This window comes from Paenibacillus tianjinensis (assembly GCF_017086365.1).
GTDB classification, from domain to species: Bacteria; Bacillota; Bacilli; order Paenibacillales; family Paenibacillaceae; genus Paenibacillus_AQ; species Paenibacillus_AQ tianjinensis.
In genome coordinates this window covers 48,178-64,937 of sequence record NZ_CP070969.1, presented here as the reverse complement: position 1 = coordinate 64,937, position 16,760 = coordinate 48,178, and the positions used below count along the sequence as shown (strand labels likewise).

Below are 16,760 nucleotides of genomic sequence, written 5' to 3'. Positions count from 1 at the left end.
TTCAACGAAAGAGTAGCGCATGCTACCGGACTTGTAGCATGCGCTCTAGGGAGGTTCTGGCTTTGTCGGCGACAGCGGGCGGTACGTAAATCTGCGGCTTCATCGTCTCCAGGCATTTTACCAGTTTCTTTAGATTATTAACTTTCATATTAGGGCAGACAAGGAATTTTGTCGCAAAGTGGAATTCCTTATCCGGACTGTCTTTGCGCAGCTGGTAGCCAGTGCCGTCCTCTGTTCCAACGATAAACTGCCGGCGGTCCGATTTCCGGCAATACTCAATGATCGAGGTGGTGCTGCCTACATAATCACCCATCGCAACTACTTCAGGGCGGCATTCCGGATGTACCACAAATTCTGCTTCCGGATACTTAGCTCTCATTTCAATAACATCTTTAACCGTGAGCATATCATGAGTGTTACAATAGCCTTCCCAGATAATCAGCTTCTTGCCGGTCTGTTCCTGAACATAATTGCCCAGGTTCTTGTCCGGCACCCAGATGATTTCCTCCGCGTCGAGCGATTCAATCACCTTGACGGCGTTGGCTGAGGTACAGCAAATATCCGTTTCCGCCTTAATCTCAGCCGACGAGTTAATATAGGTGACCACCTTGGCGTTCGGATGCTGGGCCTTGAGCTTGCGGAGCCCATCCACATTGACCATATCCGCCATAGGACAGCCGGCACGTTCATCCGGAATCAGTACGGTTTTGTTCGGGGCAAGAATCTTGGCGCTTTCGCCCATGAAATGCACACCGCAGAATACAATAACCTCCGCATCGGTCTCCGCTGCCTTTTGAGCCAGTAAAAAAGAATCCCCCCGGAAATCCGCTACCTCCTGAATTTCATCACGCTGATAATAATGAGCCAAAATAATTGCATTCCGTTCCTTCTTAAGCTGTTCGAGGCGCTCACGAAGTTCACGGTTCTGTTCCTGCTTGCGCTCAAGCGCCAGAGCTTCCACGGTCTGTTCTCCCCCTTAATTCTTATGGCTAATCAAAGCCGGACATTCATTATACCAGTTACCCGCTGCATTCAGATATGCAAAGCCACTCAGCTCTGCTATTTCAAGGACTATTTATTATTTAATATTTAATCACTAATGTACACAACGTTCCACCCCCTGTCAATGTGACCAGGCAAGCAGCAGCGCCCTGCATAGGCTGCACAAAGACATAGAACCCCGGGCATATCCATGCTTAAATTACAAAAAAACCGGAGAACCCCTGGGTTCTCCGGTTGAGCTGTATACTCTTTATTCGGTCATATGCAACTTAGACCAGGCTTCCGCCGCCGTCTTTATTGCCGCCGTTCGGATCATTTCCGTCCTCGGAATCCGTTTTGTTCGGGATATCCTTGGTCAGATCAGGCAGTGTAGCTGAATCATCATCGGTTTTGCCCTGAATGCGAACACGCACATCACCGATAGAATCAATGACTGGCTCCCCAGCTTCATGAGTCACCCCAGAAACTTCTTCCGGTTTGCCATCCTCAGTCAGGTACCCTTGCTCAATCAGTTCTTTGATCTGATCAAGTTCCAGCGTTTCCTTCTCAAGGAGTGTGTTAGCAATCAAGTGCATTTCCTTAGAATACTTAGTAAGCAGCTCACGGCAGCGCTCGTAGCAGCTGCGGATCATGCTCTGCATTTCCTGATCGATTTCATAGGCAATGGAATCACTGTAGTTCTGCTCGTGTCCGATATCGCGGCCAAGGAATACCTGGCCTTGGGAGGTGCCGAACTGCATAGGTCCCAGCTTATCACTCATACCGTATTGCATAATCATGCTGCGCACGATGCTTGTTGCCTGCTGAAAGTCACTGTAGGCCCCTGTACCAATCTCGCCGATGAACATTTCTTCGGCAACACGTCCGCCGAGGAGTCCGGTTACCCTATCAAGCAATTCCTTCTTGGTAACAAGCATGCTGTCTTCCTTCGGAAGCATGATAACATATCCGCCTGCGCGTCCGCGCGGGATAATCGTTACCTTGTGAACCATATCAGCATGTTCTAGGAAGTAGCCGGCAATGGTATGACCTGCTTCATGGTAAGCGACAATACGCTTCTCACGATCACTGATTACTCGGCTGCGCTTCTCGGTACCGACAATTACACGGTCGATGGCTTCATCCACTTCACGCATGCCGATATCTTTGCGGTTACGGCGGGCAGCGAGGAGTGCCGCTTCATTCAGCAAATTCTCCAGATCGGCACCGGTAAACCCGGTAGTACGCTTTGCAATAACATCAAGTCTTACGTCCTTCGTAAGCGGTTTATTGCGGGAGTGAACCTTCAGTACAGCTTCACGGCCTTTCACATCAGGGCGGTCAACCGTAATCTGACGGTCAAAACGTCCCGGACGAAGAAGCGCCGGATCAAGTATGTCTGCGCGGTTAGTAGCCGCGACGATGATAATTCCTTCGTTGCCTCCAAAGCCGTCCATCTCGACGAGCAATTGGTTGAGCGTCTGTTCGCGTTCATCATGTCCGCCGCCGAGTCCGGCGCCGCGTTGACGGCCCACTGCATCAATCTCATCAATAAAGATGATACATGGAGCATTCTTCTTGGCATTCTCGAATAGGTCACGTACACGGGAAGCACCGACACCGACGAACATTTCTACAAAGTCGGAGCCGGAAATACTGAAGAAAGGAACGCCTGCTTCACCGGCAACCGCGCGGGCCAGCAAGGTTTTACCAGTCCCTGGAGGACCGACCAGCAGTACCCCCTTAGGAATACGGGCACCTACTGCAGCGAACTTACGCGGATCCTTCAAGAACTCGACCACTTCGACCAGTTCCTGCTTCTCTTCATCAGCACCAGCAACATCCTCGAAGCTGATTTTCTTCTTCTCTTCATTGTACAGGCGGGCTTTGCTCTTGCCGAAGTTCATCACTTTACCGCCGCCGCCCTGTGCATTATTGAACAGGAAGAAGAACAGGATGAACATAATCACCAACGGAATAATGGAAGAAAGGAATGTCAGCCAGATGCTATCGCCTTCCATTTTCTTCTGGGTTAACTCTACGCCATTGGAATCGCTGGCGGATATGAGTTCATTGATGGCTGCATCAGTAGGAGGAACATATGTGGAGAAGTTTTTCGATTTAGCATCAGTCGGCAAATTTTTGTATTCACCGGTAACCAGAAATGCGTTACCTTCAAACTGAATCGTCATGCTCTTCACATTGTTAGTTTTGATCTCCTGCCGTAACTCATCGTATCTAGGGAAATCGGCGGATTCATTTCCATTGCTGACAAACTGGACAATGCCCACCACGACTAAAAATAAAATCAAATAAAAACCAGAATTCCGGATGAACCGATTCATCCCCTACCTCCTCTCACAACGCTCAAGTTATTGTACCATAGCCTGCCCGGAGTCCTCAAATAACATCAGGCCCGGGAATCTGATCCGTAGATCTAAGGCTGTCGATTGGTTCATTTGGAATAAATTTCAGGCTTCAGCACACCGACATAAGGGAGGTTCCGATATAGCTCGGCATAGTCCAGTCCGTAGCCGACCAGGAATGCATCAGGAATCACAAAACCGGTAAATTCGGCTTCAAGATTAACTGCACGGCCTGACGGTTTGTCGAACAGGGTGACTACTTTGACAGAAGCAGCGTTGCGGCCCTGCAGCATGTCAATCAAATAGCTGAGCGTAAGACCGCTGTCGATAATGTCCTCCACAATCAGAACATCGCGGCCTTCAACTGATGTGTCCAAATCCTTGATGATTTTGACAATACCGGATGATTTGGTCGTACCACCGTAGCTGGATACTGCCATAAAGTCCATTTCAACGGGTACTGTAATGACTTTAACCAAATCTGCCATAAAGATAAACGCGCCTTTTAGCACACAAATCACTAAAGGCGTGCGTCCTGCATATTCTTCGCTCAGCTGGGCGCCGAGCTCCCTGATTCTTTGTTGAATTTCCTCTTGGCTGATCAAGATTTCCTGAATATCGTTCTGCAACTTGCGAACCTCCTAAGTTATACTATGAAAGACTTACAGCGGCCATTACGTTTCTCTGCTTTTCTCCAGTTCTTCCAGAGTTAAGAGCAGAACCGAGGCCGTGTGCCGCCCTACTGCGGCATGCATCGAGCGTCTTACGCCCGGAATCCAGACGATATTGCCCGAACCATCACAAACGAGGGGAATTCTAGAACGTTCGGAAGAAGGTATTTTATCATCAATGTAAATATCTTTTACCTTTTTGCTTCCGTTTAATCCCATAACCCTTATGGTATCTCCAGGCAATCGGGAACGGACGGTCAGCGGCAGCACCAGCTCATCACTGTCAAACCAGGCTGACATCTTCCCGGAATCCTCCCCCTGTAAAGCAAAACTTTCCCTCTCCAGCACCGTCATTGTCATTGCTTTTCCGATTTCCCATAACTCAAGGCGGGAGTCGGGCAAAGACAGCCGATATGTATAGCTAACCTGCTGCTGCGGAGGCTTGGACGAGAACAAAATGGTATCGTATTGCCGCACACAAATCAGCCCCCCACCCAAATCCAGACTCCATACGGTGGGATGTTCCTGCAGCGTCCCCCGGCGTACTGCTTCGATCTTGGAAAAATCCAAGGTTTGTGAATCCGCCGACAGATAATTTAATATTAGTTTAATCAAACGCCGTTGTAAAGCGGAGGGCACGGCCGCAAATGAAGCTCTCTTAAAGGTGTATTTTCCATGCTCGAACAAAACTAGCTCTTCGAAGCATTTTAACGCATTCGCCTCCATAAATTCATCTTCCGCTCCGGCAATTTCGGACAGCTGCAGAAGCGACTGCTTTACTTTGGGGTTATACTTCTCCAGCATCGGCAGCACCTCCAGCCGAACCGCATTCCGCTTATATTTCATAAGCAGATTACTGGCATCCATGGCATAAGCAAACCCTTCACTCTGACACAGCCCGATAAGAGCTGTTTTGTTAATACGCAGAAAGGGGCGGATGAGTTCCACCTTTTTTTCGGTTCTTTTCCAGCGCATCCCGGCCAGTCCCGAAGGACCGCTGCCGCGCAGCAGCCGCATCAGCACCGTCTCCGCCTGATCATCGGCATGATGAGCCAGTGCGACGGCGCGCGCCCCGTGCCGCTTAGCTGTTTCAATCAGAAACTGATAACGTTTCTCCCGCGCTGCCCCCTCCGGTCCCAGACCGCTTTTCTTCACAATAGAGGGAATATCGAATTCAGCCAGCTCAAAGGGTATACCCAGCTCATCCGCCAGCGCGCGGACAAATTCAGCCTCCTCCTGCGACTCTGCTCTAAAGCCATGGTTCACATGGGCGCATATCAGATTTAGGTGTGTCCGGTTCACGGATATTTCATGCAAAATACGCAAAAGAGCCACAGAGTCCGGTCCTCCGGAAACTGCGACTACAATGGTGTCATGGGGTGCCCACAGCTCATGCTCGGCCGCGGACTCCATTACGTACTGCACGAGTTCATTCATTTGCTCCATCTGCGGCTTCCTTTCCTGCCTGTTAAATACAAGAGCTCTGAGCGGCATATTTGGCCCTGGATCGTATGTAATATGTATAATGTCAAAAACGGAGCACCCAGTAAATTGTAAAGGCCAGCACAAACAAAGAAAGTGCAAAGGCATTCTTCAGCCAGCGAGGAGTTGCCATGACTTCCTTAGCAGGTTTACGCTGATTATAGATATGATGCTTCCACGCTGCCGCTGCCGCCGCCGATCCGGTAAATCCACCCTTCAGCGCCAGACACAGCCAGGAGGAGAGCTTTTTGTCCGGCAGATTTTTGGCCAGTCTGGTCAGCTCATCCACGCTCCGGGTCTGCGGAAGCTGCTGGGCACAAGCCTTCAGCCCGTCCTCATCAAGCAGGCGAAGGCACAGCACGGCAAAGGAAAAGAGGTCGTAGCTCTCATCACCCGTTCGGCTCCCAGCGTTCCAGAACCCGCGGTCATGCCATTCGGTAAATTGCTTGACACTGCGTCCCATAGGGCTCGCACCGCCATAATCAATCAGCTCGGCTTCCCCGTAATCCGATACCATCACGTTCTCCGGCTTCAGGTCCCCAAACACAAAACCGCATTCGTGCAGCAGTTGCAGTTTCTCCAGCAGCTTCAGTCCGACCAGCCCCAGCCAGGAGGCACCGTTTTTGGCCAAAAAAAGATGCAGCGGCCGTCCCTCCACATAACGCATGACGTAAAACGGCTCATTGTTGCCGCCTTTAAAGTCATCCGATTCCAGCAGATAAGAGGAGAGCGGAGATTCACGGCGTGCCCGGTACTCACTGCGCTTACGGCAGGATTGAAGAGAAGTCAGCACATTAATTTCAGACTGCAGTTCAAGCGTGTCGTTTCCGACCTTGAGCGCATACTTCTCCCGTCTGCCTTCTCTTTGCACGAGATATACGGTTCCGTTCGCCCCTTTTCCCAGCAGCCGCTCGACAACATAGCGGTTCCCCCGCCATTTGCCTGAAATTACGGTGCCTACCGGATAGGGTGGATTAGACGACATACCCACCAATCATCCCTTCTCGTTCACCCTGGTCCTCGCTGACGTAGCGGTCACGGTGTTCATCCAGTTTATCATAACGGTAATGCTCAAGCACCTTGAAAATCGCCGGTCCTGTCGGTGTAGCTCCCCTCATCTTCAGCCTGCTGAACAGGGAGCGGACTTCGGATACATCGCTGCTCCAATCCATATCGAGCATGGCATCCTCGCTGCTGGAACGTCCGGGAAAATGGAACACGGCAAGCTCGCTGCGTCCTTCCCGCGCCTCCAGGCTAAGCGCCAAATCACGGATTGCCTCCTCAACTGCACCCAGCTTAGGCTTCATGCTTGCACTTGCATCTATGAGTAGTGCAATGCGAAGCGGTGTGGTCTCCGTAAGCTCATCTACCACAGTAACGACCTGCGAACGTTTAAGTGGAGGAAGCTCTTCCAGCGAGCCTTCACCGAGTATTTTTTTTACCTCTTTATTAACCGCCTGCTGAATCGTCTGAACCACGGTTTTCCGGGTCATCATCTGCATCGTCTGCGCCAGCTGCGGCGTACCGACGATCCGGCTGAGTCCGCCGCCGGCTTTGGCGATATCCGCAATCTCCCGGCTCCCGAGCTCCCCGATCGTCCCGTAATCTACTACGCCAACGACATTTACGGTGATTCCCTCCTGCCGGGCATGCGCCGCAGCCATCACCGGACTTTCCCCCACGTTCGAACATCCGTCAGTAATGAGCAAGATCTGTCTCATACCTGTTCACTCCCCTTTGCCTTGTTCTGTTTCTAGCATATCCAAGGTTGAGAGATTTCAAACGCCGCTTTGGCGGAAAATTCATATAAAAACTATTAGAGTGAACATAGGGGAACTGCGAGGAACTTTTGGGCTTCCGATCGCTGTTGTCCTCCGATTTCTTTAATTGAACCGTCCATCGCGGTTGAAATCGGAGAACAAAGGCGAACGCTAACGCTTCTACAGCTCCAAAATTCCTCTCCGTTCCGTCAGTTCACTTGTTTTGAACTCTATGAGTACGCCGCTGAACCAGCGGCTTTTGAAACAGGGCGGCGCAGGACTGGGCGAGTCTAGTGAATGAATCGCCTAAATTTGCTGAGGCTCGGATTATTCATCATTTTAATGATAGATTACCTCACCAAATCTTATTAGCTTACGGTGCGCGGACGCTCCATCCGGCCGATACCGGGCATATGCAGGCTGGACCACTCCGGATGGAAATGATCAAGGCGGGTGACAACAATGGTCATGTCATCATGTATCTCATTGCCCTGATAGCGGATTACCTTATCCAGCAGCTCGTCGGCCATATCCTGCGGATCATCGCCTTCAAGCTCCTGAATCAGCCGTTTCATCCATATCTCTTTATTAACGGCATATCCGGGCGCATCATAAATACCATCGGTCATCATAATAAGAATATCGCCCGGGCGCAGCTGCATGCTGATCAGGTCGACTTCAATATCTTTTATAATCCCGATGGGCAGATTGCTTGAAGTAATAGGAATGACCTCGCTGCCCCGGCGGATAAAGCTTGGTGCAGAAGCAATCTTCATAAAGGTCGTCTGCGCCGAATACTGGTCTATCAGCGCCATATCCACCGTCGCATAGAATTCATCCGGTGAACGCAGCAACAGAATAGAATTGACAGATTTCACGGCCAGCTTCTCATCCATTCCCGATTGCAGGAGCTTCTCCAGCATCGACAGCGCAGCGCTGCTCTCCATCCGTGCACGTTCGCCGTTGCCCATCCCGTCGCTTATCGATACAGCAAAGGTGCCATTGCCCAGCTCTACCGTGCTGAAGCTGTCGCCGGAGAGCAAATCTCCTCCCTTAGCCGCTCCGGCCACACCTGTGCTCACTTCATAAGCTTTCGCCGAGCCGAACGTGACCATGGACAATCCCTCACACGGATGGACTGCCGTTTCACTGACGACGGCAATGTTCTCCTCCAGAATGTCAGAGAGCAGCGGCGCGATCATTTTACGGCATTCATCAAATCCCCGTGTATAGGCATGGACTACCTCAATCTCTACCCGTCCGGGATCAAGACTTAGAATCTCAATGCTGTGAATGGACAGTCCCAGCTTCTCCAATGCTTCACGGATCTGGCTTTCCTGCCGGTACATAGCTTGTCCCTCACGTTTAATCTCTTTAGCCAGATCCTCCATAACCTGGGAGACGCCGGATAATTGCTCAGCAACAAATTGGCGGCTGTCGTATATTTGTCTTTTCCAGCGCATATCATGCTGGTAAAGATCATATTGGCCCTTCATGACCTCCAGCACCTCGGCCGTCTTGCCGCAAATCCGGTTCCACTCTGGAGGAAGCTGGGCGGCTGTTATATCCGGACACTCTTCTACCGTAGTCATCATATCTGTCATGTATCTATAGGTCTGATAGAACTTGGCATCCCAGCAGTGGGTCCGGCGGATGCAGCCGGCGCAGGCGCCTTCGGTTACGGTGCTCATGAAATTCTCCATTTCACGATCCGTCTTCCCCGCTTCCCCGGCCCGGGGAATTTGGCCGAAGCTGCTGGACAGCTGTTGGAATACTTGAGAAAACTGCGTAACCCGGTCTGCCGTAATATCTCTTACTCTACGGGCATATTCATGCTGCGACCGGCTGTGATCGGCAGTGCCCGGTACATATTTGGCAATGGCAGAAATAATGCCTTTAGGTGTGAGAAGAAACAACAGCACAGCCGCACTGGTCTCCCAGGTTGAGGCCATTACATCACCCGGACCGAGAAAATAAACGGACAGAATAGTTGATCCGAGCAGCATTCCCATGGATACCGCCCCTTTGCGCCCGGACTGCATCATACCGGCCAGCATGCCGGAGAAGGCCAGCAGGCTCATCTGGTAGATGGCCCCGATATCGGCGAGACTGAGAATTAGACCTGTCACTACCCCAACGGCAGCGCCGAGTGGAGCACCGCCGGCCAGCGCAAACAGCAAAATGAGGTAACGGGATAATATATGTTCGAGCGACAATCCGTCTACGGTCCAGCCTACAAGACCGGTCATTACGGAAGCGAGCAGAATGATCAGACATAGGATCTCATCACTGCGCAGCGCCCGGCTTTTCTGCTTAAACGTAAAGAGCGGAAGCGCCTGCAAGAACACTAGCGTCAGCACAAACCCGAGGAGTGCATCAATGACGGACATCATCAGCGGATACCAGGCGATGGACGGCCCAATCACCACCCGGAACAGGCCGACCATAAACGAGGATACGAATACCATCAGCGGTGCATAAGAGAGGTCTACGCGCTGAAAATTCTCAAGTCCTTTATAGATCAGGAAAAAAATAATCAGTTCAGATGCAACTACAATAGCACCAGGAAATGGAGTGAACAGACTGCCAAGAACGATAGCCGCGGCCACGGGCAGCATAGAGTCTCTCCGCATAAACACAATGACTGCAAAGTAAGCTGCAGCAAAGGGTGACAGTTCGTCCAAAATCATGGCCCGTCCCAACAGAAAGCCCATAAGACTCAGCAGCAGCATCCATTTCTTGACTGTGATAAGCTGGAAAAGCGGCTGCTTCAACCCCCAGTTCTTAAACCGCATACTCCAGGCTTCTTGCTTCTGCGCCTTGTCCTTGCTTCCTGCTTTGGCCCACTCCGGCAAATTCACCACATTGCTTTTATTCATTTCCTTTGCACCACCCGTTTGAGAATTTATGGTTCTCATTATAAGCGGGCGGTTCTATTAAAGTTTGTCAGAAACAGAGAGCAGCGCTCAAGAAATTTCCGACAAAAAAGCCTGCGCCGACATTTTATGGAAATTCAGGACTATCCCATACGGGTCAGCGGATTGATAGACTTTAAGATTGCGCTCCTCCCGAAGATCGGAAAGCGCTACCGCAGACATTCGTCAGCGATTGCCTTGGAGTTATGTGAGATTGGCAAGGATGCTGTCGGCAATTTGTGTACCAGCGACAAAAAAACCGCAAGGGGCGATTGCCCCTGCGGTTATTTATGATGTACAAGTATTGAATTATACGCGCTTAGCCCCACGGCCGCCGCGCTTTCCTTCTGTGTTCTTCTTGATCGAAGATATCCGTTCTTCGCTGTCTTTCAGGAAGCGTGACATTTTATCCTCGAATGAAGGTTTACCGGCTGCAGGCTTGAATGGACGCCCACCCCGTTCACGATTGTAACCACCGCCGCCGCCTCCACTGCCGCCACCGCCGCCGAAACGGTCTCCGCCGCTTGGACGTTCTGGTCTTGGAGCTCTAGGGGGACGTACTTCCGATGCCGGCTTATCTACAGCCTGCTTAATGGAAAGCCCGATCTTGCCGTCCTTGTCAACATTGATCACCTTGACGGTTACTACATCACCAATCTTTAAATGATCGTTAACATCCTTGACGTAGTTATCGGCGATTTCCGAAATGTGAACGAGACCTGTGACACCTCCTGACAGATCCACAAATGCTCCGAAATGCGTGATGCCTGTCACCTTGCCCTCTAACTTGGTGCCCACTTCAATTGCCATAGAATAAAATGATCCTCCCTTAAAAATATACAGACGAATATAAAGTCCATCCTGTCTGCGGTGATTTGATTATACAGTAAAGAGCAAAGCAAGGCAACACAGCGAAAGCCTTATTTGGCCTGCTTTATTGCCCTGATTGCTCCGTACGAATTGGCAGTTCTCCCGGGAGATACATATTGTACCATTTCCGCGCCAATTGGCCGATATACTCATCTTCATTTAGCCTCGACACTTCGTATTTCAGCTGATTGAGAGAGGCCGTAACATTCTCATTACTTGCCTGCTTCTTGGCAAGCACCTCTTTCTTGTCCGCAATTGAAGCGCTTTGGTCAAAGAAAATGTAGCCGGACCAGCCAAAAAACACAGCCATCACGAGGAGCCAGATGAATTTTCTTCTCTTTGCGCCTGCGGTCAAAGCTTCGCTTAGATTTCCCTTGTCTTCCGCAGATAATCTGCTCATACGTCGTACCCCCATTAAAGGTCAGCGTTTCCGCCATGCGTTTATCCATTCAATAGATCTCGTAATCCAGGCGGAATGATAGAGCCGGGACAAATACGGAGAGATCCACCTTACTGGAAGTACCCAAATTGGCTTCGTTAGACGCAAAAGCAGCTTCAGGATAAATAACAGGATACGGCCTAGCAGCAGCAGCGTCCCTATTAGAAGGCGCCATAGCCAGAGCAGCGGTACACCTATTAAGGTTTCCAATATTCTCCATAGTAGTCTGCATGTGTACTGTACCGACTGAATTAACATTACCACAAAACGCCGCACCGTAACACTGAAGATCAAAAAATAGATCCATACGCCTAAGAAGAGGCCTAAAAAGACATAAAACCTCAATTGCCCCTGATTTCCGGCATACAGCATTCGAAAGACAAGCAGGGCCGCCCATACCCAATAGAGCAGATCCAGCAGCGCATTCAGCCATTTGGGAAAGCTTAGCTTCAGCGACAGCACCCGGTAGCTGTCATAGGTCAATCCCATAGCTGTGCCGGCCAGCATCATATAGAGCAGGGTCATCCATTGAACCGCGGGGTTCATTTAAACAGCTTGCCGAGTATGCCCTTGTTTTTCCCCTGCGATCCGGGATCGAGATAAATCAGGGAATGGACATTGCCTTCCAGGGACAGAATACCGTTCTCGAGGCTTAGATTTTTGATATGTAAATGATTCCCGCGAATGGTGAGATGGCCAAGTTCTGTCCGAAGCAGAAACTCCTCGCTGTCGAAGCTCTCTACATTCTGCACGCCTGTAAGTTCCAATTGCTTGCGGCTGCGCATGTGCAGATCGTGCTGTTTGTTGACTTTGACTGGCTCGATCATAGCATGTACCCCTCCTTCTTGATTCTAATCTATGGTGATCAGAAGGGTTATAGAACACAGGGAAATACAATTTAAGACCATACCTCAAAGTCATTACGCAAAATGCACAGGATCAAGAAAAAGTATAAAAAGAGCGCAGACTTTACCTAATCGTAAAGCCCGCGCTCTTTATTCTGTTCAGCTATTAGCTCTTACCAGTCAAGACCGCTGCTCTTGGCAACAGGCTCTTCACGGAGCAGTGTGTACATACCGGCTGCTTCATCCTTGCGGGTGGTTTCAACCAGCTTCTCCACTTTGACCGTTACGAGCTTTTGACCAAATTGCACCGTAATCTCGTCACCGATTTTTACTGTGCTGCTTGGTTTGGATTCTTTCCCGTTAATCAGCACCCGGCCTTGTTCGGACACATCCTTGGCCACAGTGCGGCGCTTTATCAGCCGGGACACTTTCAAAAACTTGTCCAAACGCATTAGTTAACGGCTTCTTTGAGCTTGTTGCCAGCCTTGAAGGCCGGTACAGTCGATTCAGGGATTTCAATAGGTGTGCCCGATTGCGGGTTGCGGCCGGTACGGCCGGAACGTTTGCGGGTTTCAAAAGTACCGAAGCCAATCAGCTGCACTTTATCCCCTTTGGACAAAGCTTCTGTAATTTCGCTAAGTACGCCGTTCAGTACCGCTTCTACATCTTTTTTGGCCAATCCGCTTTTTTCGGAAATGTTGTTTACCAGATCTGTCTTGTTCATAATTTGAAGTTCCTCCTAGGATACGAAAAAATAAATGAAATGCGATCCATGCTGCCAGAATCTGGCGCAAATCGTCATTTCGTCTTTATGATATTCTTGATGCCGCTCTGAAATCCTGCCACAACGACCTTTTTTTTAAAAATATAGTAGTTTTCCAGGCTCAAAGCACTACTACATTATAAACCGCTCACTGCATTTGAAACCAGGGAATTAAGCCTCATTCACAGCATTGCCGCTTCTTGTCGCACCTATACGGCAATATTCAGGAAAATATACCATTCTCCGAAGCAGCCCGGACAGGCGGGTATTGAGAGTTTTACCCGGTTCAGCCGGGTTATTTCCGCTCCTCCGCCTTCGCTTCCTGCCATAATTGCTCCATAACCTCCAGGCTGCTCTCCTTCACACTTGAACCCCGGTTCAGCAATTGCTGCTCGATGTAAGCAAAACGCGACACAAACTTGCGGTTAGTGCGGGTCAGTGCCTCCTCCGGGTCCGCTCCGATGAAGCGGGCAATGTTGGTCGCTGCGAACAGCAGATCGCCAAGCTCCAGCATCTGTTCTTCAGCCGTTGCGCCGGTCTCAATCGCTTCCTGAAGCTCATCGACTTCCTCGCGGATTTTGGCCAGAACGTCGGTTGTATTATCCCAATCGAAGCCCACTTTGGATGCCTTCTTCTGCAGCTTGTAGGCTTTCATGAGTGCAGGCAGATCGCGGGGAACACCGCTAAGCGCCGACTCTGCTTCAGGCTTTATACCTTTCAGCCGCTTCTCTTCAGCTTTCATGCCTTCCCAGTTTTTCAGCGCTTCTTCGGCATCTGCAGCGTTTTGGCCGCCAAACACATGCGGATGACGGAAGATCAGCTTGTCATTCAATCCTTCAATCACATCATAGACACTGAAAGTGCCCAGCTCCTCTTCCATCTGGGAATGAAGCATGATCTGCAGCAGCAGATCCCCCAGCTCTTCCTTCATATGGTCCGGATCGTCCTCATCGATCGTTTCCAGCACCTCATAGGTTTCCTCGATCAGATTCTTACGCAGCGATTCATGCGTCTGCTCACGGTCCCAAGGACAGCCCTCCGGGCTTCTTAAGGTGTCCACAATTTCATGAAGGCGGGCAAAGGTGCGTTTACGCGCATCCTCCGAACGGTTCGCCGGGACATAGACCAGCGAGAGGTTGCCATACCCGTCCAGCCGGTCCAGCTCATACAGCGGCACCCGGAGAATACGCTCCTCCTGTTCTACTCCAAGCGCATGGCCCACGATCACTTCGTACTCCGGCGGGTATAGCTCCATCAGACACAGCTTCGTTTCCGATGCTGTAAAGCTGTCATAGACCTGGCCAATCAGGGTATGCAGCTCCGGCTGCAGCTGGGAGCTGCGGATCCCGGAGGCATCCAGCAGCTGAAAGCCTTCAATCGGATCGAAGCCGAGGCGTACAAATGCCTCATCCAGGAAGCTCTCCCCGCCGAGAATCTGCAGCTCAATGCCCGCTTCCGGGCAGCGCTGGCGCAGGAGGGATACCGCCGACTCTGCGACCATAGGATGGCCCGGAACAGCATAGACGATCTCAGTACCCTGCGGCGCGGACAGCGCTTCTCCGATTAATCTGGAAGTAATCGCTTCATATACCTCCGGAAAGGAGTCCAGCGATTCATATAACCCGTCAAAAGACTGTGAATGAATCTCCAGCTCCTTGAGCGCCGCCATCACCGGATGCTCAGCGGTCCGTACGTAAACGGTTGCTGCTGCCTTTAGTTTCTTGATTATCCCCAGCGTCAGCCGGTCCGGGTTGCCTGACCCCAGGCCAACCACTGTTAATGTTGCACTCATGCCGTTCCACTCCTTCTTGGGCAGCGTATATGCCTGTGCACCAGGCAGCCGCTTATCTTGCTCTATAAGTAATATCTAACAGCATACTCTGTCTGTCCGCTTCTTAGGGGAACAGGCGCAGCTTCTTCAGCTTATCCGCCAGCTTCGGGCCGAAGCCCGGCAGCTGGCGCAGCTCGCTCTCGCTGAGCAGCCGCAGGGCTACTGCGCCTGCGGCAAAGACGGCGCAGCCCGCCAGCACGCCGAGCAGGCTCTGCGCGAGGCTTGCGGTCCGCCCGCCGCCGAAGCCGGCGGCAGCCGCAGCAAAGCCGGCGCCGGAGCTCACAGCGGCGGCGGCTAAGGCTAGGCCCGCGAGCAGCAGCGCGGGCTTCACCAGGGCATCTGCGAAGCGGAGCCGCAGATAGCCCTGGCGGTGCAGCAGCAGCACGTTCAACGCTGCTGCGAACAGATGCGCAGCCACGCTGGCGATGGCTGCGCCGGTAATGCCCTGCTGCGGCACGAGCAGCAGGTTGAGGGCCGCCTTAAGCACAGCTGCGGCCAACAGGTGCAGCGCCGGCGCACGCACGGCGCCCAGGCCCTGCAGCAGCGCGGCCGAGATGATGCTGACCGTGCCGCCGGCGGCGGTGAAGGCCAGCCAGATCATCGTGCTGCTGCCGGCGGAATCGCCGTACAGAGCCGTGTTAATCGGCTCTGCCAGGACTGCCAGGCCGGCTGAAGCGGCCAGGCCCAGCAGCCAGAACCAGCGCAGCGACAGGCTGCAGCGGGTTCTTACAAGCCCCTCGTCCCCGCGGTACTTGGCCTCGGCCAGTGCCGGTATGAATACAACTGACAGTGAGGTCGCCAACATCGTCACGATCTGCACAAGCGGCAGACCGCGGTTGTAAATGCCGAACTGCGCCATTGAAGCCGCTTCACTGTAGGATGACGACAGCAGCCGGGGGACTGTAAACACATCGACCAGTCCGACCAGCGGCACGGCTAATGCCCCCAGCATTACCGGCAGCCCGTAGGTGAGCAACTGCCGGGCTTGGATGCCTTTGTGCCGCCGGCCCCCGGCCGCCGCGCTGAAGCCGGACTGTCTACCTGCTGCAGTCTCAGCAGCGGCGGCGGATAATTCGGATGCAGCTTCCGGCAGTAATGCGGAGACCTTATGGCGGTGGCGCCGCCAGAACAGCAGCATGACAAGGAGCCCTGCGGCTCCGCCTCCGGCTGAGCCGAGCAACGCGCCAGCCGCTATACTGGCTGCGTCCGCACCATTTCTTGTCAGATACAGCAGCAGTGCGATCATCACAATAACGCGGACTGACTGCTCTACAACCTGAGATACAGCCGTCGGCACCATATTATGCAATCCCTGAAAGTAGCCGCGCATGGCTGCCATCAGCGGTACAACTGCCAGCCCCCAGGCGCTGGTATGCAGCGCTGGTATAACATGCGAATTTCCGACCCACCTTGCAATGACCGGAGCACCGGCATAGGTAAGCACACCGATAACCAGGCCGCTGATGGCTGTAAGGATTGCCGACAGCCGGAGTACCCGGCGTCCTTCTGCCTCATCTCCTCCGGCGGAAGCCTCGGCTACAAATTTGGATATGGCGGGCGGCAGACCCACCATCGCGACCGTGACAAGCATCGTATACAGCGGATAAACCGTATTATAAATGCCGAAAACGGCATCCCCGCCTAAATTTTGCAGCGGGATCTTTTGCAGCGTACCAATAAGCTTGGAGACAATAGCTGCTGCACTGAGAATAAATGCTCCTTGCAGCAACTTGGAGCCTTGCGGGTTTAAGTTCATGGTTTACCTGCTTCTACAGCTATAACTGTCATAATGGGATGAATTCCTAATATTATAACGCATGCAGGCAGACGACAAAAC

At 52.0% G+C, this 16,760-nt stretch carries 16 protein-coding genes; 1 reads left to right on the top strand and 15 read right to left on the bottom strand.

Annotated features, from left to right (window positions below):
* Positions 1–22: 22 nt before the first annotated feature.
* From nadA to spoIIE, 7 genes are all read right to left on the bottom strand, one after another.
* Entirely contained in the window at positions 23–961 is a 939-nt protein-coding gene (gene nadA / locus JRJ22_RS00305; protein ID WP_206102654.1) for a quinolinate synthase NadA, read from the bottom strand.
* Between the two features lie 310 nt (positions 962–1,271).
* Positions 1,272–3,326, bottom strand: a complete 2,055-nt coding sequence (gene ftsH, locus JRJ22_RS00300) for an ATP-dependent zinc metalloprotease FtsH (protein ID WP_206102653.1) — start codon at positions 3,324–3,326, stop codon at positions 1,272–1,274.
* Positions 3,327–3,436: 110 nt separating this feature from the next.
* A complete protein-coding gene (gene hpt, locus JRJ22_RS00295) occupies positions 3,437–3,976 on the bottom strand; it encodes a hypoxanthine phosphoribosyltransferase (protein WP_206102652.1) in 540 nt (179 codons plus the stop codon).
* A 45-nt stretch (positions 3,977–4,021) separates the two neighbouring features.
* Complete coding sequence (tilS, locus tag JRJ22_RS00290) at positions 4,022–5,464, bottom strand: tRNA lysidine(34) synthetase TilS (protein WP_206102651.1); 1,443 nt, start codon at positions 5,462–5,464, stop codon at positions 4,022–4,024.
* 82 nt (positions 5,465–5,546) lie between these two features.
* Positions 5,547–6,485, bottom strand: a complete 939-nt coding sequence (locus tag JRJ22_RS00285; RefSeq protein ID WP_206102650.1) for a protein kinase domain-containing protein — start codon at positions 6,483–6,485, stop codon at positions 5,547–5,549.
* On the bottom strand, positions 6,475–7,221 hold the full coding sequence (locus JRJ22_RS00280; protein ID WP_206102649.1) for a vWA domain-containing protein: 747 nt from the start codon (positions 7,219–7,221) through the stop codon (positions 6,475–6,477). The genes JRJ22_RS00285 and JRJ22_RS00280 overlap by 11 nt, the downstream gene beginning before the upstream one ends.
* A gap of 407 nt (positions 7,222–7,628) precedes the next feature.
* Complete coding sequence (spoIIE, locus tag JRJ22_RS00275) at positions 7,629–10,139, bottom strand: stage II sporulation protein E (protein WP_206102648.1); 2,511 nt, start codon at positions 10,137–10,139, stop codon at positions 7,629–7,631.
* Between the two features lie 126 nt (positions 10,140–10,265).
* Between spoIIE and JRJ22_RS00270 the strand changes: the two genes are divergently transcribed.
* Positions 10,266–10,469 carry a hypothetical protein gene (locus JRJ22_RS00270; RefSeq protein WP_206102647.1) on the top strand — a complete coding sequence of 68 codons (204 nt, stop codon included), beginning with the start codon at positions 10,266–10,268 and terminating at the stop codon, positions 10,467–10,469.
* A gap of 15 nt (positions 10,470–10,484) precedes the next feature.
* Here the strand turns inward: JRJ22_RS00270 and JRJ22_RS00265 are convergent, their stop codons facing one another.
* From JRJ22_RS00265 to JRJ22_RS00230, 8 genes are all read right to left on the bottom strand, one after another.
* Positions 10,485–10,985, bottom strand: a complete 501-nt coding sequence (locus JRJ22_RS00265; protein ID WP_206102646.1) for a S1 domain-containing RNA-binding protein — start codon at positions 10,983–10,985, stop codon at positions 10,485–10,487.
* A 124-nt stretch (positions 10,986–11,109) separates the two neighbouring features.
* Positions 11,110–11,445: an FtsB family cell division protein gene (locus tag JRJ22_RS00260; protein WP_054944021.1), complete on the bottom strand. Its 336-nt coding sequence runs from the start codon at positions 11,443–11,445 to the stop codon at positions 11,110–11,112.
* A 21-nt stretch (positions 11,446–11,466) separates the two neighbouring features.
* The gene (gene yabQ, locus JRJ22_RS00255; RefSeq protein WP_206102645.1) at positions 11,467–12,030 is read right to left on the bottom strand and encodes a spore cortex biosynthesis protein YabQ; all 564 of its coding nucleotides are present in this window, start codon (positions 12,028–12,030) and stop codon (positions 11,467–11,469) included.
* Entirely contained in the window at positions 12,027–12,311 is a 285-nt protein-coding gene (gene yabP, locus JRJ22_RS00250; RefSeq protein ID WP_054944023.1) for a sporulation protein YabP, read from the bottom strand. Before yabP ends, yabQ begins: the two co-directional genes overlap by 4 nt.
* Before the next feature lie 191 nt (positions 12,312–12,502).
* Positions 12,503–12,781: an RNA-binding S4 domain-containing protein gene (locus JRJ22_RS00245; protein WP_038584395.1), complete on the bottom strand. Its 279-nt coding sequence runs from the start codon at positions 12,779–12,781 to the stop codon at positions 12,503–12,505.
* Complete coding sequence (locus JRJ22_RS00240; RefSeq protein ID WP_054944024.1) at positions 12,781–13,053, bottom strand: HU family DNA-binding protein; 273 nt, start codon at positions 13,051–13,053, stop codon at positions 12,781–12,783. Before JRJ22_RS00240 ends, JRJ22_RS00245 begins: the two co-directional genes overlap by 1 nt.
* A gap of 334 nt (positions 13,054–13,387) precedes the next feature.
* A complete protein-coding gene (yabN, locus tag JRJ22_RS00235; protein WP_206102644.1) occupies positions 13,388–14,884 on the bottom strand; it encodes a bifunctional methyltransferase/pyrophosphohydrolase YabN in 1,497 nt (498 codons plus the stop codon).
* Between the two features lie 103 nt (positions 14,885–14,987).
* Positions 14,988–16,679: a putative polysaccharide biosynthesis protein gene (locus JRJ22_RS00230; protein WP_206102643.1), complete on the bottom strand. Its 1,692-nt coding sequence runs from the start codon at positions 16,677–16,679 to the stop codon at positions 14,988–14,990.
* Positions 16,680–16,760 lie beyond the last annotated feature (81 nt).

What these genes read in the sequence shown, in the direction of transcription:
- ftsH (WP_206102653.1), bottom strand. Translation starts at nt 3,326, where the DNA reads ATGAATCGGTTCATCCGGAATTCTGGTTTTTATTTGATTTTATTTTTA.
- tilS (WP_206102651.1), bottom strand. Translation starts at nt 5,464, where the DNA reads ATGGAGCAAATGAATGAACTCGTGCAGTACGTAATGGAGTCCGCGGCC.
- JRJ22_RS00285 (WP_206102650.1), bottom strand. Translation starts at nt 6,485, where the DNA reads ATGTCGTCTAATCCACCCTATCCGGTAGGCACCGTAATTTCAGGCAAA.
- JRJ22_RS00280 (WP_206102649.1), bottom strand. Translation starts at nt 7,221, where the DNA reads ATGAGACAGATCTTGCTCATTACTGACGGATGTTCGAACGTGGGGGAA.
- spoIIE (WP_206102648.1), bottom strand. Translation starts at nt 10,139, where the DNA reads ATGAATAAAAGCAATGTGGTGAATTTGCCGGAGTGGGCCAAAGCAGGA.
- JRJ22_RS00270 (WP_206102647.1), top strand. Translation starts at nt 10,266, where the DNA reads ATGGAAATTCAGGACTATCCCATACGGGTCAGCGGATTGATAGACTTT.
- JRJ22_RS00265 (WP_206102646.1), bottom strand. Translation starts at nt 10,985, where the DNA reads ATGGCAATTGAAGTGGGCACCAAGTTAGAGGGCAAGGTGACAGGCATC.
- JRJ22_RS00260 (WP_054944021.1), bottom strand. Translation starts at nt 11,445, where the DNA reads ATGAGCAGATTATCTGCGGAAGACAAGGGAAATCTAAGCGAAGCTTTG.
- yabQ (WP_206102645.1), bottom strand. Translation starts at nt 12,030, where the DNA reads ATGAACCCCGCGGTTCAATGGATGACCCTGCTCTATATGATGCTGGCC.
- yabP (WP_054944023.1), bottom strand. Translation starts at nt 12,311, where the DNA reads ATGATCGAGCCAGTCAAAGTCAACAAACAGCACGATCTGCACATGCGC.
- JRJ22_RS00245 (WP_038584395.1), bottom strand. Translation starts at nt 12,781, where the DNA reads ATGCGTTTGGACAAGTTTTTGAAAGTGTCCCGGCTGATAAAGCGCCGC.
- JRJ22_RS00240 (WP_054944024.1), bottom strand. Translation starts at nt 13,053, where the DNA reads ATGAACAAGACAGATCTGGTAAACAACATTTCCGAAAAAAGCGGATTG.
- yabN (WP_206102644.1), bottom strand. Translation starts at nt 14,884, where the DNA reads ATGAGTGCAACATTAACAGTGGTTGGCCTGGGGTCAGGCAACCCGGAC.
- JRJ22_RS00230 (WP_206102643.1), bottom strand. Translation starts at nt 16,679, where the DNA reads ATGAACTTAAACCCGCAAGGCTCCAAGTTGCTGCAAGGAGCATTTATT.